This is a genomic window from Candidatus Symbiopectobacterium sp. 'North America', assembly GCF_015762685.1.
Taxonomy (GTDB): Bacteria; Pseudomonadota; Gammaproteobacteria; order Enterobacterales; family Enterobacteriaceae; genus Symbiopectobacterium.
In genome coordinates, this window is sequence record NZ_PEHF01000016.1 from 17,398 (window position 1) to 37,732 (window position 20,335).

Consider the following 20,335-nt stretch of genomic DNA (forward strand, 5'->3'; position numbering starts at 1 on the left):
TCTAGGATCTGGATATGGCCGAACCACGTTTTGTCCATCTGCGTGTGCACAGTGACTATTCCATGATCGATGGGTTGGCAAAAGTCGGGCCGCTGGTAAAAAAGGCGGCCGCGCTGGGCATGCCAGCCCTGGCGATCACGGATTTCACCAACCTGTGCGGGTTAGTGAAATTTTACGGTGGCGCACACGGTGCGGGCGTTAAACCCATTGTCGGCGCGGATGTTCTGGTAAGCAGCGATGTGCTGGGCAATGAACTTGCACAGCTCACTCTGCTCGCCATGGACAACGAGGGGTATCAAAACCTCATCCTGCTGATCTCCCATGCTTATCAGCGCGGCTATGGTGCCGAAGGCCCCACCATCGAACGCGACTGGTTGATCGAATACGGTAAAGGTTTGCTGCTGATTTCAGGTGCCCGGCAGGGCGACGTCGGCAAATTTATCCTGCGCGGCAATCAGGCGTTGGTCGAGCAAAGCCTAGACTTTTATCAAGAGCACTTTCCTGGCCGCTATTATCTGGAACTGATTCGCACCGGTCGCCCGGATGAAGAGAGCTATCTTCACGCGGCAATTGAATTAGCCATGAAGCACCACCTCCCAGTGGTGGCGACCAACGATGTTCGATTCATCAACGCCGATGAGTTCGATGCCCATGAGATTCGCGTTGCTATCCACGATGGCTATACGCTCGATGACGCAAAGCGTCCGCGTAATTACAGCGCGCAGCAATATATGCGCAGCGAAGACGAGATCTGTGAGCTGTTTGCCGACATCCCGGAAGCGCTGGTGAACAGCATCGAGATAGCCAAACGCTGTAATGTCACCATCCGTCTGGGGGAGTATTTCCTGCCCCAATTTCCGACCGGTGATATGTCCACCGAAGATTTTCTGGTTAAACAGGCCCGTGAAGGGCTGGAAGAGCGTCTCGAGTTCCTGTTCCCTGACGAAGAGGTGCGTAAGCAGCGTCGCCCGGAATATGACGAGCGTTTGGAAATCGAACTCAACGTTATCAACCAGATGGGGTTCCCTGGCTACTTCCTGATCGTGATGGCGTTTATCCAGTGGTCAAAAGACAACGATGTTCCGGTAGGCCCGGGGCGCGGTTCGGGTGCCGGCTCGCTGGTGGCCTACTCACTGAAAATCACCGATCTCGATCCGCTTGAATTTGACTTGCTGTTCGAACGTTTCCTTAACCCGGAACGTGTATCGATGCCTGACTTCGACGTCGACTTCTGTATGGAAAAACGTGACCGGGTTATCGATCACGTTGCTGAGATGTACGGGCGCGACGCGGTATCGCAGATCATCACCTTTGGAACCATGGCAGCCAAAGCGGTTATTCGCGACGTAGGTCGCGTGCTCGGACACCCTTACGGGTTTGTCGACCGTATCTCCAAGCTGGTACCGCCCGATCCGGGCATGACGCTGGAAAAAGCCTTTGCTGTTGAACCGCAGCTACAGGAAATTTACGACGCCGACGAAGAAGTCAAAGCGCTTATCGATATGGCGCGCAAACTGGAAGGGGTGACGCGCAACGTGGGTAAACACGCCGGTGGGGTGGTAATATCGCCGACCAAAATCACCGATTTCGCACCGCTCTATTGCGATTCGGAAGGGAATCATCCGGTTACACAATTCGACAAGAACGACGTGGAATATGCCGGGTTGGTGAAGTTTGACTTCCTGGGGCTGCGCACGCTGACTATCATCGACTGGGCGCTAGAGATGATTAACGCCCGTTGTGCCAGGCAGGGGCTGGAGCCGATTGATATCGCGGCCATCCCTCTCGATGATAAAAAAAGTTTCGACATGCTGCAACGTTCGGAAACCACGGCGGTGTTCCAGCTTGAATCGCGCGGCATGAAAGACCTGATCAAACGTTTGAAGCCGGACTGCTTTGAAGACATGATCGCTCTGGTGGCGTTGTTCCGTCCGGGGCCTTTGCAGTCAGGGATGGTGGATAACTTTATCGACCGTAAGCACGGACGTGAAGAAATCTCCTATCCTGATATACAGTGGCAGCACGAATCGCTGAAGCCGGTGCTAAAGCCGACCTATGGTATCATCCTGTATCAGGAACAGGTGATGCAGATAGCCCAGGTGCTTTCCGGCTATACGCTGGGCGGCGCGGACATGCTGCGCCGTGCTATGGGTAAGAAAAAACCCGAAGAAATGGCCAAGCAGCGCTCCGTGTTTGAGGACGGTGCGAAGAAGATGGGCGTCGACGGCGAATTGTCGATGAAGATCTTCGACCTGGTGGAAAAATTTGCCGGGTATGGGTTTAACAAATCGCACTCAGCTGCTTACGCACTGGTGTCATATCAAACGCTGTGGCTCAAGGCGCATTATCCTGCCGAATTCATGGCCGCTGTGATGACGGCGGATATGGATAACACGGATAAAGTGGTGGGGCTGGTGGATGAGTGCTGGCGTATGGGGCTAAAAATCCTGCCGCCGGATATCAACAGCGGGCTGTACCATTTTCACGTTAATAATGACGGGGAAATTGTTTATGGTATCGGCGCGATCAAGGGCGTCGGTGAAGGGGCGATAGAAGCTATCATCGATGCGCGAAATCAGGGTGGATATTTCCGCGAGCTGTTCGATCTCTGTGCCCGTACTGATATCAAGAAACTGAATCGCCGCGTGCTGGAAAAGCTGATCATGTCCGGTGCGTTTGACCGGCTGGGGCCCCATCGCGCGGCGTTGATGAATTCGCTCAACGATGCGTTGAAGGCCGCCGATCAGCATGCCAAGGCCGAAGCTATTGGTCAGGCCGATATGTTTGGTGTTCTGGCGGAAGCGCCGGAGCAGGTAGAACAGTCCTACAGCACGGTAGCTCCCTGGCCGGAGCAGGTGGTGTTGGACGGTGAGCGGGAAACGTTAGGGCTTTATCTGACGGGCCATCCGATCACGCAGTATCTCAAGGAAATTGAACGCTATGCTGCCGGCTTGCGTTTGAAAGACATGCACCCGACGGATCGGGGCAAAGTAACAACGGTGGTCGGCTTGGTGCTGGCTGCCCGCGTAATGGTCACCAAGCGAGGTAATCGCATTGGCGTGTGTACACTGGACGATCGTTCCGGCCGTTTGGAAGTGATGTTGTTTATCGAAGCGTTGGATAAGTATCAGCATCTGCTTGAAAAAGAACGAATTCTGATCGTCAGTGGACAGGTCAGCTTTGATGACTTTAGCGGGGGCCTTAAAATGATGGCCCGAGAGGTCATGGATATCAGTGAAGCGCGTGAAAAATATGCGCGCGGGCTTGCTATCTCGCTGACTGACAGGCAAATTGATGACCAGCTATTAAACCGTCTCCGCCAATCGTTGGAACCTCATCGATCGGGGACGATCCCGGTACACCTTTACTACCAGCGAGAAGATGCCTGCGTCCGGTTACGTTTTGGCGCGGCATGGCGTGTGACGCCAACCGATGTGCTGCTTAATGACCTGCGCACACTGCTGGGGAACACCCAGGTGGAACTGGAATTTGACTAAAATAGGAATACTATGAGTCTGAATTTTCTTGATTTTGAGCAGCCGATTGCAGAGTTGGAAGCGAAAATTAACTCGCTGACCTCAGTCAGCCGTCAAGATGAAAAATTGGATATTAATATGGACGAAGAGATCCAGCGGCTGCGGGAAAAAAGCGTTGAACTGACGCGCAAGATTTTTGCCGATCTGGGTGCCTGGCAGATTGCGCAATTGGCTCGTCATCCGCAGCGTCCCTACACGCTGGACTATGTCAGCCATAATTTCACCGACTTTGATGAGTTGGCGGGTGATCGCGCCTATGCCGATGACAAAGCGATTGTAGGCGGCATTGCGCGTTTGGATGGGCGTCCGGTGATGATCATTGGTCATCAGAAAGGGCGCGAAACCAAAGAGAAAATTCGCCGCAATTTCGGTATGCCTGCGCCTGAAGGCTACCGTAAAGCGCTGCGCCTGATGGAGATGGCAGAGCGTTTTAACCTGCCGATTATCACCTTTATCGACACGCCGGGCGCGTACCCAGGCGTTGGTGCTGAAGAGCGCGGCCAGTCGGAAGCCATTGCGCGCAATCTGCGTGAGATGTCCGGCCTGAGCGTACCGATTATCTGTACGGTGATTGGCGAGGGGGGGTCCGGTGGTGCATTGGCGATTGGTGTGGGTGACAAGGTCAACATGCTGCAATACAGCACCTATTCTGTGATTTCACCAGAAGGCTGTGCCTCTATCCTGTGGAAAAGCGCCGATAAAGCGCCGCTGGCGGCGGAAGCGATGGGAATCATCGCCCCGCGTCTCAAAGAGCTGAATCTGATTGATGCTATCATTCCTGAGCCGCTCGGTTCTGCGCACCGTGATGTGGAAGCCATGGCGGCGTCGCTGAAAGCACAACTGCTGTCAGACTTGCGTGAGCTGGATGAATTGGATAAAGAGGCGCTGCTCGATCGCCGTTACCACCGTTTGATGAACTACGGTTACTGCTGATCCCAGACCTATCGCGCTGAATAAAGTCCGCTTTCCGCAAGGAGGCGGACTTTTTGCTATTATGCGGCTATTTCTATCATCACCTTGCCACAACAAGGAGTGCGCATGCTGGCGTTAACGGCCATTCACCATATTGCTATTATTGCCTCTGACTACCAGCGCAGTAAGGCATTTTATTGCGATGTCCTTGGGTTTGAACTGTTGGCGGAAACCTATCGGGCAGAGCGCGACTCATGGAAAGGCGATCTGGCGTTAAAGGGGCTTTACGTTATCGAATTGTTCTCGTTTCCCTCTCCACCGCCACGGCCTACTCAGCCTGAATCCTGTGGCCTGCGCCATCTTGCTTTTGCGGTAGCTGACATTGACGAGGCGTGTGACGCACTGCAACGTGCAGGTGTTGCCTGTGAGCCGGTGCGGGTGGATGAATTTACCCAGCATCGCTTCACTTTCTTACGCGATCCAGATGGATTACCGTTGGAGCTTTATGAGCAGTGAGCGGAGCGACGTGGCTGCGCTACTGGAAAACGTAGCGGTGCAACTCTCTGGCTGTCAGCATGTGCTGGTGGCTTATAGTGGCGGGCTGGATTCCAGCGTGCTGCTGCATATGCTGTATCAATTGATGCAGCAGCGCTCGGATATTGTTGTGCGTGCCGCCTATGTGCACCATGGGTTAAGTACTCACGCTGAGCGTTGGGCGCAGCACTGCATGCATACCTGCCAGCAATGGGATATTCCCTGTTCGGTGCTGCCTGTCACGGTGGATGCGCGTGAGCGTGGTGTTGAAGCGGCAGCACGCGAAGCGCGTTACCAGGCATTACGTCAACATCTGTTACCTGAAGAGGTGCTGCTTACCGCACAGCATCTCGACGATCAGAGCGAAACGTTCCTGTTAGCGCTCAAGCGTGGCAGCGGGCCAGCCGGGCTTTCAGCGATGGGGGCTACGGGGCAGTTGGGTGCTAATCGCTTGCTACGTCCATTGCTGGGCGTTGCGCGAGCGCAACTTGAAGATTATGCCCATCATTATCGACTCACGCGGGTGAAAGACGAGAGCAATTGCGACGCGCGTTACGATCGCAACTTTCTCCGTTTGCAGGTATTACCGCAACTAAAACAGCGCTGGCCGTCATTTTCAGAAGCAGTGGCGCGCAGCGCGCGACTGTGTGCCGAGCAGGAACAACTATTGGATGAATTGTTGGCGCCATCGCTTCAGTCGGCCTGTGACGCGAAAGGCGCGTTGGTGATTGATGCTTTGCTCCCCCTGAGCGAACCACACCGTTTTGCGTTGTTGCGGCGTTGGCTGAGAGTGCACGAGGTGGCGATGCCTTCACGCGAACAATTGCTGCATCTGTGGCAGGATGTGGCTCTCAGCCGCCAGGATGCAGAACCGTTGTTACAATTGGGAACTGTACAGATTCGACGCTTTCGTCAGCGTTTATACTGTATTGCCGAGTGTGTAAACGTCGTCGACCTGGTGTTACCCTGGCAACCTGAGCAGGGCAAACTAATGTTTCCGCACCGGTTAGGTTATCTGTCCTTGGACGAACAAGGTATGCGTATCCGACGCCCGCGTTCTGATGAGCAAGTGAGCGTGGGTTTTGGCCTGAAAGGGAAACTGCATATTGTTGGGCGCAGTGGCGGACGATCTGCGAAAAAACTGTGGCAGGAATATGCGATTCCTCCCTGGATGCGTGAACAGATTCCTATTCTGTATTACAACGAATACCCTATCGCAGCCGTTGGCGTCTTTGTGATGCGGGAAGGAGAGGCTCATGATGGTACTGCGGCGTGGCAGGTGGCGTGGAGTATGGCGTAGCGCTGATAACAGAATATATCAGCGCTAATCGAGTAATGCCAAGAATGTAATGTGGCAGCTAAAATGGTTATCCAAACAACTTTATGCGCCGTAAGCGTTTTCTAATATATCTGGATATGGCCCATTGTGCCGTTGTTGTATTATTGTTAACAACTTCTGTATTTCTGGTATTTTTAATAACTGTTGTATGTCTGGTGGGAATAATCTATCTTTAGCCTCTTTATCCTGTAAAGGGGTGTTATTATCTCTCAGCATAACTGGTCTATTTACTGTCTCATCTGTTGTATGAGGGAAATTGAGTTTATTCAAGTAATTATGTAATGCAGATAACGTCTCTGTAAATTCTCGCCCTTGAAGTTTTGTTGATTTTTATTCGCCTTTTTTATCCCTTCGTAAATAGCTAAAGAACCGCTAACATAAGAAACCAAAGCACTAATTCCACGTAAAATCGTTAACACTGTAGCGCCTGTGACGAGCATTGCCGGGAAGACCAGAGGGAGTGCAAATAACGCTACAGATAGCAATATGGATGCGACAGAAAGGATCACTGTTGTGTTAAATAACATTGAATCATTACTCTCTTTTGATCTTTTATTGTAGATTAACTTGTTTCCGCCATGTGGTTCATATAATTTATTAACAATGTCCTTTACTTTTGTTATTTCAACATCTAATTCAAGTTGGAGTGCTTTTAATGAGTTTTTTTTCATGCAATACGGGGGCTTTATCTAAAATTGCGATGATTGTTTTTAAGTTTTCCTGTAGGATTTTAATATCATTAGATAATTTTTTGTCATGTGCAAAAAAAGATGAGCAATCGGTATTGGCAACCGTTTGTAGATGTGAAAAGAAAATATCCCATTTGTCGTTTGTAAATTCTTTATGAGTGTTACTGATGTGTTGCACTATTTCAGCCCACTTTTTCGGATTGGGATTTATCTGAGAGGCTGTAGACCAGTTTCCGATTGTCGTAATCTCATTGCCACATGAGTAGTCATTCTGATTCACTACATTGTTTGTTTCCACGTTACACATACTCGAACTCCCAAAAAAACGGTTACTAATGTTTGCTTATAAAGCTTCGTCTAGGATGTGTTTATTGTCACTCGGGTTTTTATCGGGGATTGGGTTTCTATCTTATCAACTACGGCAAGTATCGAATTTTTTGTCCTAATGCAAAACGGACAACCTGGGTTGTCCGTTGACTAAATGTTGTATCGCGTGTTGGTTGTGTGGCCAATCAGGATTCACTCACCACCACTTTGCCGATACCTGGATTACTGAAGCTCACGATATGATCCAGACGCAACTCTCGCAGTGCGCCATTTTCTTCCACCACCATATATTCCACTTGCTTGCGCGAGACAATATCCTTGGCCTTGCCTGTGAGGGTTTCACCGCTGCGCAACTCTAGCGTCAGCGTCAGATGTTGCTGGCACGTAGCCTCAAGGCTATCGTAATCATCACAATTGATGGGTTGATATTCGTTACTCATTGACATAATCGCTCACCAATAAGTTAGCTGCGGCGAAGGCCGCCTGTTCCCTGACGGTGGACGGCAAGTCGCCATTGGCTGCGATCCCATCCAGAGTTTGCAAAACACAACCTAATGTATCGGGTATGTAGCCCAGATTGCCGCTGGCGATCTCAGCGTATAAACGACGAACCAATTCAGAATGTTGCTGCACAATATCCTCCCTTGGAAGCCCACCGCCGTAGGCTTTTGTGCCTGTTGTCGCCGCGATGGCCTCGTTTTTTGCTGATAAGGGGAGATAATCCCACGAAAATAAGTATTCGTTATCAAGAGGACTATAGCATAGGCATCAGCAGGATATCAGCATTCCGGTGTTAAGCAATGCTTCAGTTAGCGCACAATTTTACCCTTTTACTCAGTAGACTTGAAGCTGCGACCGGTCTGTTTTCTGAATTGCTATCGGTATGCTCTGCGTCTCACCGGTTCTCAAGGTACACTGGTTGCAGATGGAGAAGAGGTATCGGATGGCATTAAAAGCAACGATTTATAAAGCAGCAGTGAACATTGCGGATTTGGACCGCTCTTTTTATTACGATGCCAATTTGACCTTGGCGCAGTACCCCTCAGAAACTGAACAGCGTATGATGCTGCGACTGCTGGCGTGGATCTGTCATGTGGATGAAAACTTAAGCTTCACCAATGGGTTATGTGCCGATGACGAACCGGAAATCTGGTTGCGTGATGATACACTGGCGCTGAAACTGTGGATTGAATTGGGGCTGCCAGATGAGCGCCGACTCAAAAAAGCCTGCAACCAGTCTTCCAACGTTGTGCTCTATGTCTATAGTGAGCGAGCGGCCCATGTCTGGTGGCAATCGATGGAGCAAAAGTTGCGGCCGTATCGCAATCTTACCGTCCGTTTTTTAGACGATCGCCAATTGCAGGCGTTGGCTGCAATGGCACAGTGCACGATGACGTTACAGGCAACCCTTCAGGATCGTTCGGTGTGGTTGTCTGATGATAAGAATAATCTGGAAATTACCTTTGCTGAGTGGCAACCGGCTCAATAATCGTCATGATCCTGGGTGACAGGAGAAGGTGGGGAGGAGAATAGCGTGAAAAAAATGGCGCTTGGCTTACTACTGGTTTTTGTGGCAGCAGGGTTGATGGGATCTCATACGCCCAAGCCAGTGCGTGAGGAAGCATTGCAACCCATGGCGCAGAGTTATCGTGGTGTATTGCCTTGTGCAGATTGTGCCGGTATCGATACGTCATTATTCCTGGCTGAAAATGGCACGTTCATACTGCAGCATCATTATCAAACCGATCGCCCTGGCAATCGCGTGTTTGCCATCTATGGCAAATGGGCGCGCACGGTGGATAAGCTTGTGCTCACCGATGTGCAAGGCGAAAAAAGTTATTTCAGACCGCTGGAGAATGGTCTGGAAATGCTCGATCGAGACGGCGCGCCGATTGTATCGTCAAACACCTATCGTCTGACGGCGATCAAAGTGCAATTGCCGATTACCCCAATGGCAATGCGCGGTTTATACCACTATATGGCCGATGCGGCGGTGTTTGCTGATTGTTTTACCGGTGTCACCTACCCGGTGGTAAACAATATCGTGATGGAAAAACGCTATTTACAGGTGCGTAAATCATCGGGAGACGAGGTGCTGCTTACCTTCAGCGCGCATTTTGCCGTTGTGCCTTCGATGGAAGAGGGGATGGAGGTAAAAAGCCTGGTCCCGAGCAGTGCGCCATTTCAGATGAAAGGGCAAGACCACTGTAACGAGTAACAATACCAAAGCGACCGGACCGGATAAAAACCGGCCTTCCTGAGAAAGGCCGCTTGCCGTAAAAAGTTATACCATCGCTTTCAGTTTATACAGCCATTCCAGCGCCTGACGCGGCGTTAACGTATCGGGATCCAGCGCTTCCAGTGCTTCGACCGCCGGAGCGGGCTCTTCACTGGTTAACAACGCCAGTTGCGCACCATCCACATGGCTGGCAGAGGCGTGATTGGAAAGTGATTCCAGCTCTTTAAGCTTTTGCCGCGCGCGTTTAATCACCTCTTTGGGCACGCCCGCCAGTGCGGCAACGGCGAGGCCATAGCTCTTGCTGGCGGCCCCCTCCTGAACGCTGTGCATAAACGCGATGGTGTCACCGTGCTCCAGTGCATCCAGATGTACATTCGCAACGCCTTCCATTTTTTCTGGCAAATGGGTTAATTCAAAGTAATGGGTTGCAAACAATGTCATGGCCTTGATGAGCTGCGCCAGATTTTCCGCGCAGGCCCAGGCCAGGGATAAACCATCATAGGTCGATGTGCCACGCCCAATTTCATCCATCAATATCAGGCTGTTGGCAGTGGCATTGTGCAGAATGTTGGCGGTCTCCGTCATCTCCACCATGAAAGTGGAACGCCCAGAGGCGAGATCGTCTGCGGCACCAATGCGTGTGAATATGCGATCAACTGGCCCAATGGTGGCCTTATCAGCAGGTACAAAGCTGCCAATATGGGCCATCAGCACGATCAGCGCGGCCTGACGCATATAGGTACTCTTACCGCCCATGTTCGGGCCGGTAACGATCAGCATACGACGCTGCGGTGTGAGCGACAGCGGGTTGGCAATAAACAGCTCGCTCAACACCTGCTCCACCACCGGATGACGGCCCCCTTCAATTTTTAACCCTGGCTGTTCACTCAGCGTCGGGCACACATAATTCAGCGTATCTGCTCGTTCTGCCAGGTTGGTGAGAACGTCAAGTTCTGCCAACGTGGCGGCACTTTGTTGCAATGCCTCAAGGTGTGGCAACAGTTGGTCAAACAAGTCGTCGTACAGGGCTTTTTCCAGCGCCAGCGCCTTGCCTTTGGAAGTGAGCACTTTATCTTCGTACTCTTTCAATTCAGGAATAATGTAGCGTTCGGCATTCTTCAGCGTTTGGCGGCGTACATAGTGAATCGGCACCAAATGGCTCTGTCCGCGGCTCACTTGAATGTAATAACCGTGCACGCCGTTAAACCCGACTTTGAGGGTATCAAGCCCCAGTTTTTCGCGCTCACGTATCTCCAAACGATCGAGGTAATCGCTGGCACCGTCAGCCAGCGCACGCCATTCATCCAGTTCGGCGTTGTAGCCGCTGGCGATCACACCACCATCGCGCACCAGCACCGGTGGCGCTTCTACCACGGCACGTTCCAACAGAGCGCACAGCTCGTCAAACTGATGAACATGCTGAGAAAGCTGTTGGACATAGTCTTCGGTGCTTTCTGCCAGCAGCGCATGGATGGCCGGATATTGGTGAAATGCATGGCGCATCCGCGCCAGATCGCGCGGTCGGGCGGTACGCAGCGCCAGACGAGCCAAAATACGCTCCAGGTCTCCAATTTGTCGCAATGGCGGCTGGAGGGCTTCCGCCAGTGGCTGCAACGCGCGAATGGTGCTCTGGCGTTGCGTTAGCGCTTGTCTGTCAAGCGTGGGCATATGCAACCAGCGCTTAAGCATACGGCTGCCCATCGGAGTGACGGTGCAATCCAGAATGGCGGCAAGCGTATTTTCGACGCCGCCTGCCAGATTCTGTGTCAGCTCCAGATTACGACGCGTGGAGGCATCCATAATGATGCCGTCTTGCTGGCGTTCCATAGTGATACTGCGGATATGTGGCAGTGAGGTTCGCTGGGTATCTTTGGCATACTGTAGCAGGCAGCCTGCGGCACGCAGCGCCAGTTTTGCCTGTTCAACCCCGAACCCTATCAGGTCGCGTGTGCCAAACTGCATATTGAGCTGCTGCCGCGCGGTTTCCAACTCAAATTCCCACAGCGGACGGCGGCGCAACCCATAGCGATGTTCGATCAAATGAGTGGCACCAAACGATTCCGGATAAAGCAACTCAGCAGGATTGGTGCGTTGCAGCTCTGCCGCCATGGTCTCTTCATCGGCCGGCTCCATAACGCGAAAACGCCCGGAGCTGATATCCAATGTGGCATAGCCAAAGCCACGCCCGTCCTGCCAAATGGCAGCTAAAAGATTGTCCTGCTTTTCCTGCAACAGCGCTTCGTCACTGATCGTCCCTGGGGTAACGATACGTACCACTTTGCGCTCTACGGGGCCTTTGCTGGTCGCTGGATCGCCAATTTGTTCGCAGATGGCGACGGATTCGCCTTGCTGCACCAGTTTTGCCAGGTAGTTTTCAACCGCGTGATGCGGAACGCCTGCCATGGGGATGGGTTCACCGGCTGAAGCACCGCGTTTGGTGAGCGAAATATCCAATAGCTGTGACGCACGTTTGGCATCATCGTAAAACAACTCATAAAAGTCGCCCATACGGTAAAACAGCAAGATGTCAGGATGCTGTGCCTTTAGCCTGAAATACTGCTGCATCATGGGCGTATGGTCGGTGAAATCCTTCTCGATAGGTTCATTCATCTCTGTCTTACTCATTTTTAGCTATTGGGGATTCAATGGACAAGCCACTTATGCTGCAAGCATTTGCTTAAACCAAAAGACCCTGCCAGCAACATTTCTACTCCAGGGCACGGTATATCTTACCACTTCCCCCCGCAGGGATTCACCCACAGAGGTTCGCTATTCCGAACGTTATCAAAGCAGTAGTGGAAAATGTATCTGATTTTGATACCAGCCTCTTCATGCGCGAAGCGTATCGTAAATTTAGGTGGATGATTTGCAAACGATAGGCATGGATACTGATCGGTATGACGATAATGCGACGGATACCCACGATGACTACGATGCCATTTTTCCGTGTGGCAGGTAAAAATTGTTGAATTTGCTACTGCTAAAGTATTGTCAATTTGTTCCGTTATTAAATGTATTAATAACATTTTTGCAGTGTCTATTTTGGTGCAGCCTTGTAAATTAATATGGAAAATTCTTAGTGAATGGTGGAGTTTTCTTATTTTAAATTATTTCTTGAGATTTGGTTTGTTTTAGATCGTTGATTTGTAACTTTTTATATATATCTATTCTTGTGTGTGAGTTTTGTTCTTAGGAAAATTAATCTTTTGTCGTTTAATGTAAATGATAAAAAACTATTGCTATATTTTTCTGTTTGCATAAAATGCCTGCTAATTATTATGCGTTGGCGAAATTATAGAGAGGTAGCAAGTAGGATAATTAGGAAAAATGAACGATGAAAGTAAATACTACAAAAATATTTAATGGGCTGAGTTGTGTAAGTTGTCAGTTTCGGTGTGAATTATTACCTTTTCCATCTTTAAGAACCATTAATTGCATTAAAGAGCAGTTCTGTGTATGGCCTGAAAGTAACTATTACCTCAGCATCGGATTGGTTGATGTTGTTGCGAATAGTAAATACAACTATATGGGCGGCGGGTTTGTCTTTGTTGACTTCTCATTGGCGAACATAAAAATTTTCACCAATGCTCGTTGGCTGGATTACCTTACGCGTTCTGGGTTGCGTTTGATCCTTGTTTCTGACAAATTAATGGAGCCTCTGGCTGCCTACTGGAAGCAACGGGATGACAGAGTTTTTTCAGTGTTGTACACCAGTGATGGTTATGAAAATATCTTGAAGTCTATAGATAAAATCTATTTAAGAAAGATGAATACAATGAGAGTACGTGGGCGAATGACAGAAAAGGAAGTGTCTGTCTTATTCCTGGTACTTGACGGGTGTTCTTTGAAAGAAATCGCTGGAGAACTGCAAATAGGCAGTAAAAGACTATATAACATAAAATACGCAATTGAAAAAAATTGGGTGTTAAGTTGTTTCATGTTTTTCAATTTTAAAATCTAATTTTTCTGTTTGGTGTTTTATTTCATAATCAAAATTATGTTTATGAAAGAGATATCGTGGAGAGAGTTTTCTGCACGTGTAAAAAACATCAATTTAATCTTGGGGAATCATTACATCTCAGTGATGATGTTGTATATACTTTCGTTGTGTTTTAAAGAAATTGAGTTGGGCGCTTTAAATTGATATTGCCAGTAATTATGATGATCTGGTGCGGTTTATTTTGCCATGAAAAAAACAATATCTTATTTTTAAAATCCCTTTTGGAATGAAGCTTTTTTAGATGCTTTATCATTAAGGAGTTGATGCTATTGAGATGTTTTTTTAGTTAATGAGGTTTTACCTTTTATAAAATGCAGTAAGTTTTATTTTTTCTCTCTATTAAACATAAGCAGTAATAATCTTAAGGATGTAAGAATGAAAAAAAGTATTATGATGCTCGCGTTGGCTGCGGCAGTTGTCAATATAGGTGCTGCGCAAGCTGCTGATGTAACCGCCCAGGCGATGGCGACATGGTCAGCGACGGCTAAAAAAGACACCACTAGCAAGCTGGTTGTCACGCCGCTCGGCAGTCTCGCATTTCAATATGCCGAGGGTGTGAACGGCTTTAACTCTCAAAAAGGGCTGTTTGATGTGGCGGTTGAAGGCGACACCAGCGCAACCTCTTTCAAACTGACGTCTCGCCTGGTCAGCAATACGTTGACGCAATTAGATTCATCCGGCTCCACGCTGAATGTTGGCGTCGATTATAACGGCACTGCCATTGAAAAAATGGCTGATACCGTGCTGATCGATACCGCTAACGGTGTTCTCGGTGGAAACCTGAGCGCATTGTCCAACGGTTATAACCAGACCGGTCGCACCACGGCTCAAGATGCATTTACCTTTGCCATTATTAGCGGCACCAGTGATGGCACCACGCCAGTGGCTGATTACAGCCAGTTGCCGGAAGGAATCTGGAGCGGTGATGTTAGCGTTCAGTTCGATGCGACCTGGACCAGCTAAGCTCACTCTGCAAAAAAAAGCGGGGTAACCCGCCTTTTTTCAATATGTAATACGGAAGAATCATGAAACCTATTATTTTCATAATGAGTTTATTCTTAGTGAATATTGCGCCCGCGTTAGCATTAGATGTGGGGGATGTTACTGCCTTTATTCACAGCGATAGTACCACGCTTAGCAAAGAAATTAAAAATACCACTAATGATGGTCGACTGGTGAATGTCAAAGTGGAAAGATTATCTTCCCCGCTTAAAGATGGCATCATTATTCCAATGGAAAAGAAAGATGAGTTGTTACTCACTTCTGCCAGCGCAAAATAGTGACGTTGTCCGCTTTTTCTATCAGGGATTCAATGATGATAAAGAACGTTATTATCGGATTGTCTGGTTTGATCAGGCGCTGAGCGATGCGCAGAGCGGGTCGTCAAATAAAAGTGCTGTTGTGACTGCCTCAGCACGAATTGGTACGATCCTGGTGGTGGCGCCAAGAAAAGTGACCTTTGGCTACCAGTATGCCAATGGAAAAATAACCAATACCGGAAATGCAACGTTACGCGTGATTGCCTACGGTCCTTGCTTAAAACCGGTTGATGGCAAAGAGTGCAACGAAAATTATTACCTTATGCCGGGAAAATCACGTGTTTTTTCTCGCGTCAATACTGAGGATAAAAAAGGCCGAGTTGCCATGTGGCAGGCTGAAAAATTCGTTTCCGTTAAATGAGCAACAAACCTGACAGAATTAATGCTATGTACAAATTGCAAATAAATATCGAAATCAAAAAAATTGTAATATCTATAATGGTGTTATTTTCTGTTGCGTTTGACGTAGCGGCGACGCAGAAAACCGTTCAACAAATTGGCGGTGTCATGATACCCCAAGCTTTCCGCAATGCATTGCAAGATGGAATGAGTATACCGTTATTTATTCATCTGGATGGCAGTGCCGAATCACAAAACGATCAACGTATCGGTAATGCGGTTATCTGGTTGGACTATGGTAATGTGAAAGTCAAATTGGTACATCTCGAGGAAAAAGATGACACCGCTACGGTGAATGAAAAAACACGCAATGCATTAGCATCTCTAACCGATGCACCCTTTAATGAGAATCTGGAAATAAACGTTGTTGATGATGCCTGGCTGAAATTCAACTTGAAGCAATTGATTTTGAAACTGGTGGTTCGACAAGAAGCACTCGGGACGTTATTCCGCCCGCGTAGCGAAGATATTGGTAATGCCAGCGTCGATGCGCTCAGTAGCACCCTGAATTACAACCTGGGGGTGTACAACAACCAGATGCGTAACGGTGGCGATAATACCTCAAGTTATCTTTCGCTGAATAATGTCACGGCATTGCGTGAACATCATATGGTGCTCGACTGCGCTTTTTATGGCATGGGCTCCAGCCAGCGAGACAGCACGATGTATAAAACGATGTATGAGCGAGATTTTGGTGGGTATCGCTTTGCCGCCGGGATGCTTGATACCTGGAACCTCCAGTCATTAGGGCCGATGACCGCGCTCTCTTCTGGTAAGATTTACTGTGCATCCTGGGGAAATGCAGCAAGTTCGACGGTGTTCGACAATTCGCAGTCGGCTACGTCGATTGTTGTATTCATGTCTGCGGCGGGAGAGGTGCATATTTCGCGCGAAGGCCGTCTGCTCAGTGTTCAGAACTTTGGAATGGGCAGCCATGAAGTGGATACACGTGGGTTGCCATACGGTATTTACGATGTGGATGTTGCCGTTGTCGTCAATGGCCGAATGATCAGCCGGTGTGTCGAGCGCGTGAATAAGTTGTTCACGCGGGGTCGAGCGGCAGGCGCGCCATTGGGTTGGCAAATGTGGGGCTGCAGTATGCATATGGAGCGCTGATACGAGAGCGGTAAAAAAACCAAGCCAGCAAAAGATACCTATCTGCTCGGGGGATCATTGTCGGGGTCTGCTGGACTGACCAACTGGTCTGCCACCGGGTATGGCTACGACAGTGCGATGATTGGTGAAGGTCGAGTGTCTGTACCGATAACGGAATCGATCGGTGCCAACGTACAACAAATGGTGGCCAATGACAGCTCTGTGAGCAGCATTGGTAACGTTACCGCTGCGCTGCCCGGTGGATTCAGTTCCTTATGGGTCAATATCGAAAAAGCCTCGATTGGCGATGATTTGCGCCGTAACGATGCTGATAACCGCGCAATTGGCGGCACGCTCAATATGAATGTGCTGTGGTCTAAATTGGGCGTACTGAACGTTAGCTATAACAACGACAGGCATAATAACAGTAATTATTACAACGTGGATTACAGCCAGATGTTATACAGCGGTACGCGGGGAACTTTGGGGTTGCGTATGGGGATCCAGCGTTATCAAAATGGCTATAGTATAGTAATGGGTATAGCAGCAACGGCAGCAGTAATGGCTACAGCGGCAGCAGCAGTAATACGGGCCGATATATTGCGCTGGATTTCTCTATGCCGTTGGGAAATTGGTTTAGCGCCGGTACCACGCATCAGAACGGCTATACCATGGCGAATCTGTCGGCTCGCAAGCAGTTTAATGAAGGGGCGATCCGTACCTTGGGTGCCAATGTGTCCAGAGCAATATCGGGCGACACTGGGGATGACAAATCAATGAGTGGCGGTGCCTACACGCAGTTTGATACCAAATATTCTGCGGGGACGCTGAATGTGAACAGCAGCGCCGATGGCTATGTGAATACCAACCTGACGGCGAAGGGCAGCGTCGGTATTCAGGGTAATCAACTGGCGGCAAGCGGACGCACCGATGGGAACGCGGGCACTATCTTCAAAACAGATGTGGCTGATGATGGCAAGCTGAGTGCGAAAGTGAACGGAAGAACCTTCCAATTGGACGGTAAACGCAATTATTTGCCGCTTTCTCTTTATAGTCGCTACGAAATTGAGATTCAGAACAGTAAGGACGCTGTTGATAGCTACGACATCGTGACCGGCCGCAAACGTCAATTGACACTTTATCCCGGCAACGTGGCTGTTATTGAACCAGAAATAAAACAGCGAGTGACGGTATTCGGTCGCATTCGCGCTGAGGATGGCTCGTTGTTAGCGAATGCACGGATTAATAACCATATCGGCCCTACCAGTACGGATGAGAACGGCGAATTTGTTATTGATGTTGATAAAAAATATCCGGTTATCGACTACGGCTATGGCAATAACCAGCGCTGTGAAGCGGAACTCGATTTGAGCAAGGCTCGAGGTGCCGTATGGGTTGGTGATGTGGTTTGTATCGGGTTGAGTAGCTATGCCAGTAATTTGTCATCTGGAGAATATCATGAAGGGTAATGGATGGGCCTTACTCAGTGCTTGCAGTGCGCTGATCGTCATTGTTTCAGCAAACGCTGCCGTGACAAAAACCAACTGGCCTGATGCGCCCGCGATGTCCTATGTTTTTGTGGAAAACAACGCGGATGACAACTTTTTGTGACTCCTGCTGGTGCACTGGATCCTCGGATAACCGGGGCAAACCGCTGGATCGGGTTGAAATCTATCGGGGCGGGCGGTTATGTGCAACAGAGCCTCGGCTATATCGACAATGGTTATAATACGGGGTTATACGCTAACTGGAAATTTGATATGTGGCTGGATAACCCACCGGTATCCAATCCGTTGCAGGGGTTGCGTTGTATCAGTTGGTACAATGGTTGTAACTTGAATACCAGCCTGATTTTACCGCAAACCACCGATACCAAAGGTTTTTACGGTGTAACCGTACCGAGCGGCGATCAAAAATGGATGCACGGTATGATGTCGGATTCATTTTATCACTATTTACAGCAGGTGCCTGTGGGTGGCAGTTTCACGACGACCATTAATTCCTGCATGACGTCAGTGTCTTATGATGCAAATACGGGCGCACGTTGTAAAGATCAGGCTTCAGGGTATTGGTATACACGTAACGTGACACATACCAAAGGCGCACATCTGAAACTGATTAATACCAATGCGCTGGCAGAAGTGTTTATTAACAGTGATGGTCGGCCAACGTTGGGTGAGGGAAATTCTCAATGCAGAATTCAGACCATTGGTACTTTAACTGGCGTTAGCTGCAAAATGGTTAGTTATACGTTAGCCAATAATGGGGTGAGTAATGAGTCAATTCATGTTTTTCCGTCGATAAATAATGCCGCGCTTTCCGCCGGGGTTACATTATATGATATGCAGTTGAGCCTTGATGGGAACACATGGCGGCCAGTGAGTGGGATAAGTTATTACTTTACGTTTAACCAAATGAAATCCTCAGATTCCATTTATGTTTTCTTCTCCAGTAATCTGTTTAAAAAGATGGTTTCTTTGGGTATCAGTGATTTGTTTAATTTCAGATTTTACAATACGACGTCGCCAGAATCTGGCTGGTATGAATTTTCAACGTCAAACCGGCTGATTATCAAGCCTCGGGATTTTAGTATCAGTATTATTTCTGATGATTATGACTTCGCGTCGTCTAAAGAAGAAAATGTTGCTACGGAGAGTCCCGCGCTGGACTTTGGCTACATTGTTACGACCAGCGGAAAAACGGCGGCTGATGAGGTGTTGATTAAAGTTAACGGACCCACGCGTTCGATTGCAGGTCGAGCCTATTGTATTTTCTCTTCACCGGACGGCGTGGCACAGGTGCCGTTTCCAGCATCGTTGGCGTTTACCTCCAGGTCGGGGAATATGACATCCTATGATGTAGGATGTGACGGCAATTGGCGTGACATGACCGATGCCTTATGGCTCAGCACGCCGTGGAGCGATGGCTAGGGGGATGTTGGTTTGCTGAATAAATCAACAGTGAGGTTTTCGATCCCGATGAATAACCCGATCTCGCAGAGAACGGTAAATAATGAAGGGTGGTTTGGCGAGGTGAGTGCCTCTGGAGAAATTCATGTGCAAGCAACCTGGCGTAACATTAATTAGATCTCTTTGTGTGCTTGCTGCTCTGGCTTTTTTTTACAGCCCGCACGCTGCATATGCCATTTACATTGGTAACCTGACCTTTTCGTTGCCACAGGACGGCAGCTTTATGGCAAAGCGGGTGTTGAATAACAATGATTCGGCTAGGGTTTATACCGTATCCGTCATAGGCATCGACAAGCCCGGTGAAAAGGAGGTCCGTACGCGCCCGGCGGATGGGGAAGTGCTTTATTCGCCGAAAACGCTGACGTTGCAAAAGGGAGAGGGGGATTATTTTAAATTCTTCTATAACGGCCCTCATGATGATAAAGAGCGATATTATCGGATCTCATTTCGTGAGATTCCGGCTAAAGCGCTTAACGCCTCGATACATTCGGGATCGTCCATTACGCTGGAACCGATCGTGGTTATTGATGCCATTTTTGTTGTTCGACCGAAGAAAATAAATTTTAAATGGGCTTTTGACAAAGCCACTGGGGTATTGAAAAACGAGGGGAATACCTTCTTCAAGTTTATTGTCAAACCTGACTGTGAAGCGACGGAAGATGAAGGGCGTACTTTCTATTTACGACCGGGGGACGTACTGCGCGATGCGTATTTAAAGCAAAACGGAAGCAAGTTTATTATCTATAACGATAAATTCATTAATATCTCCGAAGATTGTCGTTGATGTTTTGGCGATTAATAGAGGGTATACCGTAAATGGTGGTATACCCGTCATACTTCAAGTTGCAGGTGCGTTGGCTGCGTTCACTCACCCGAATCACTTACTTGAGTAAGCTCATCGGGATTCCTTCACTAGCCGCGTTACGAGACTCATAAATGAGTCTCGCCCTCAAGGGCCAGCGCAAGCACTGTTCAAA

Annotated in this window: 14 protein-coding genes and 3 pseudogenes; 12 read left to right on the forward strand and 5 right to left on the reverse strand. The window is 48.9% G+C overall.

Annotation, left to right across the window (positions count from 1 at the left end):
- The first annotated feature begins 14 nt into the window (after positions 1-14).
- From dnaE to tilS, 4 genes are all read left to right on the forward strand, one after another.
- Positions 15-3,497 carry a DNA polymerase III subunit alpha gene (dnaE, locus tag CS369_RS03315; protein WP_196905973.1) on the forward strand — a complete coding sequence of 1,161 codons (3,483 nt, stop codon included), beginning with the start codon at positions 15-17 and terminating at the stop codon, positions 3,495-3,497.
- Between the two features lie 12 nt (positions 3,498-3,509).
- The gene (gene accA / locus CS369_RS03320; RefSeq protein WP_196905974.1) at positions 3,510-4,469 is read left to right on the forward strand and encodes an acetyl-CoA carboxylase carboxyl transferase subunit alpha; all 960 of its coding nucleotides are present in this window, start codon (positions 3,510-3,512) and stop codon (positions 4,467-4,469) included.
- A 105-nt stretch (positions 4,470-4,574) separates the two neighbouring features.
- Entirely contained in the window at positions 4,575-4,964 is a 390-nt protein-coding gene (locus CS369_RS03325; protein ID WP_196905975.1) for a VOC family protein, read from the forward strand.
- The gene (tilS, locus tag CS369_RS03330; protein WP_307833646.1) at positions 4,891-6,282 is read left to right on the forward strand and encodes a tRNA lysidine(34) synthetase TilS; all 1,392 of its coding nucleotides are present in this window, start codon (positions 4,891-4,893) and stop codon (positions 6,280-6,282) included. Before CS369_RS03325 ends, tilS begins: the two co-directional genes overlap by 74 nt.
- A 305-nt stretch (positions 6,283-6,587) precedes the next feature.
- Here tilS and CS369_RS03335 read toward each other — a convergent pair whose 3' ends face one another.
- From CS369_RS03335 to CS369_RS03350, 4 genes are all read right to left on the reverse strand, one after another.
- Positions 6,588-6,992, reverse strand: a complete 405-nt coding sequence (locus CS369_RS03335; RefSeq protein ID WP_196905976.1) for a hypothetical protein — start codon at positions 6,990-6,992, stop codon at positions 6,588-6,590.
- On the reverse strand, positions 6,958-7,317 hold the full coding sequence (locus CS369_RS03340; RefSeq protein ID WP_196905977.1) for a hypothetical protein: 360 nt from the start codon (positions 7,315-7,317) through the stop codon (positions 6,958-6,960). The genes CS369_RS03335 and CS369_RS03340 overlap by 35 nt, the downstream gene beginning before the upstream one ends.
- Positions 7,318-7,522: 205 nt before the next feature.
- On the reverse strand, positions 7,523-7,783 hold the full coding sequence (gene rof / locus CS369_RS03345) for a Rho-binding antiterminator (RefSeq protein ID WP_196905978.1): 261 nt from the start codon (positions 7,781-7,783) through the stop codon (positions 7,523-7,525).
- Positions 7,770-7,970: a YaeP family protein gene (locus CS369_RS03350; protein WP_196905979.1), complete on the reverse strand. Its 201-nt coding sequence runs from the start codon at positions 7,968-7,970 to the stop codon at positions 7,770-7,772. The genes rof and CS369_RS03350 overlap by 14 nt, the downstream gene beginning before the upstream one ends.
- A 310-nt stretch (positions 7,971-8,280) precedes the next feature.
- Between CS369_RS03350 and CS369_RS03355 the strand changes: the two genes are divergently transcribed.
- Both CS369_RS03355 and nlpE read left to right on the forward strand, forming a co-directional pair.
- Positions 8,281-8,826, forward strand: a complete 546-nt coding sequence (locus CS369_RS03355; RefSeq protein ID WP_196905980.1) for a YaeQ family protein — start codon at positions 8,281-8,283, stop codon at positions 8,824-8,826.
- 45 nt (positions 8,827-8,871) lie between these two features.
- A complete protein-coding gene (gene nlpE / locus CS369_RS03360) occupies positions 8,872-9,555 on the forward strand; it encodes an envelope stress response activation lipoprotein NlpE (protein ID WP_244664749.1) in 684 nt (227 codons plus the stop codon).
- Positions 9,556-9,621: 66 nt separating this feature from the next.
- Here the strand turns inward: nlpE and mutS are convergent, their stop codons facing one another.
- Positions 9,622-12,186, reverse strand: coding sequence for a DNA mismatch repair protein MutS (gene mutS / locus CS369_RS03365; protein ID WP_196905981.1), 2,565 nt, complete (start codon positions 12,184-12,186; stop codon positions 9,622-9,624).
- A 724-nt stretch (positions 12,187-12,910) separates the two neighbouring features.
- Here mutS and CS369_RS03370 point away from each other — a divergent pair.
- From CS369_RS03370 to CS369_RS03395, 6 genes and pseudogenes are all read left to right on the forward strand, one after another.
- Positions 12,911-13,537, forward strand: coding sequence for a hypothetical protein (locus CS369_RS03370; RefSeq protein WP_196905982.1), 627 nt, complete (start codon positions 12,911-12,913; stop codon positions 13,535-13,537).
- Positions 13,538-13,951: 414 nt separating this feature from the next.
- Complete coding sequence (locus CS369_RS03375; RefSeq protein WP_196905983.1) at positions 13,952-14,539, forward strand: common pilus major fimbrillin subunit EcpA; 588 nt, start codon at positions 13,952-13,954, stop codon at positions 14,537-14,539.
- Positions 14,540-14,601: 62 nt separating this feature from the next.
- A pseudogene (locus CS369_RS03380) lies at positions 14,602-15,256 on the forward strand (hypothetical protein).
- Between the two features lie 26 nt (positions 15,257-15,282).
- A pseudogene (locus tag CS369_RS03385) lies at positions 15,283-17,858 on the forward strand (CS1-pili formation C-terminal domain-containing protein).
- Positions 17,848-19,475: pseudogene (locus tag CS369_RS03390) on the forward strand (hypothetical protein). The pseudogenes CS369_RS03385 and CS369_RS03390 overlap by 11 nt, the downstream one beginning before the upstream one ends.
- Positions 19,444-20,142, forward strand: coding sequence for a fimbria/pilus periplasmic chaperone (locus tag CS369_RS03395; protein ID WP_196905984.1), 699 nt, complete (start codon positions 19,444-19,446; stop codon positions 20,140-20,142). The pseudogene CS369_RS03390 and the gene CS369_RS03395 overlap by 32 nt, the downstream one beginning before the upstream one ends.
- Positions 20,143-20,335: the final 193 nt, after the last annotated feature.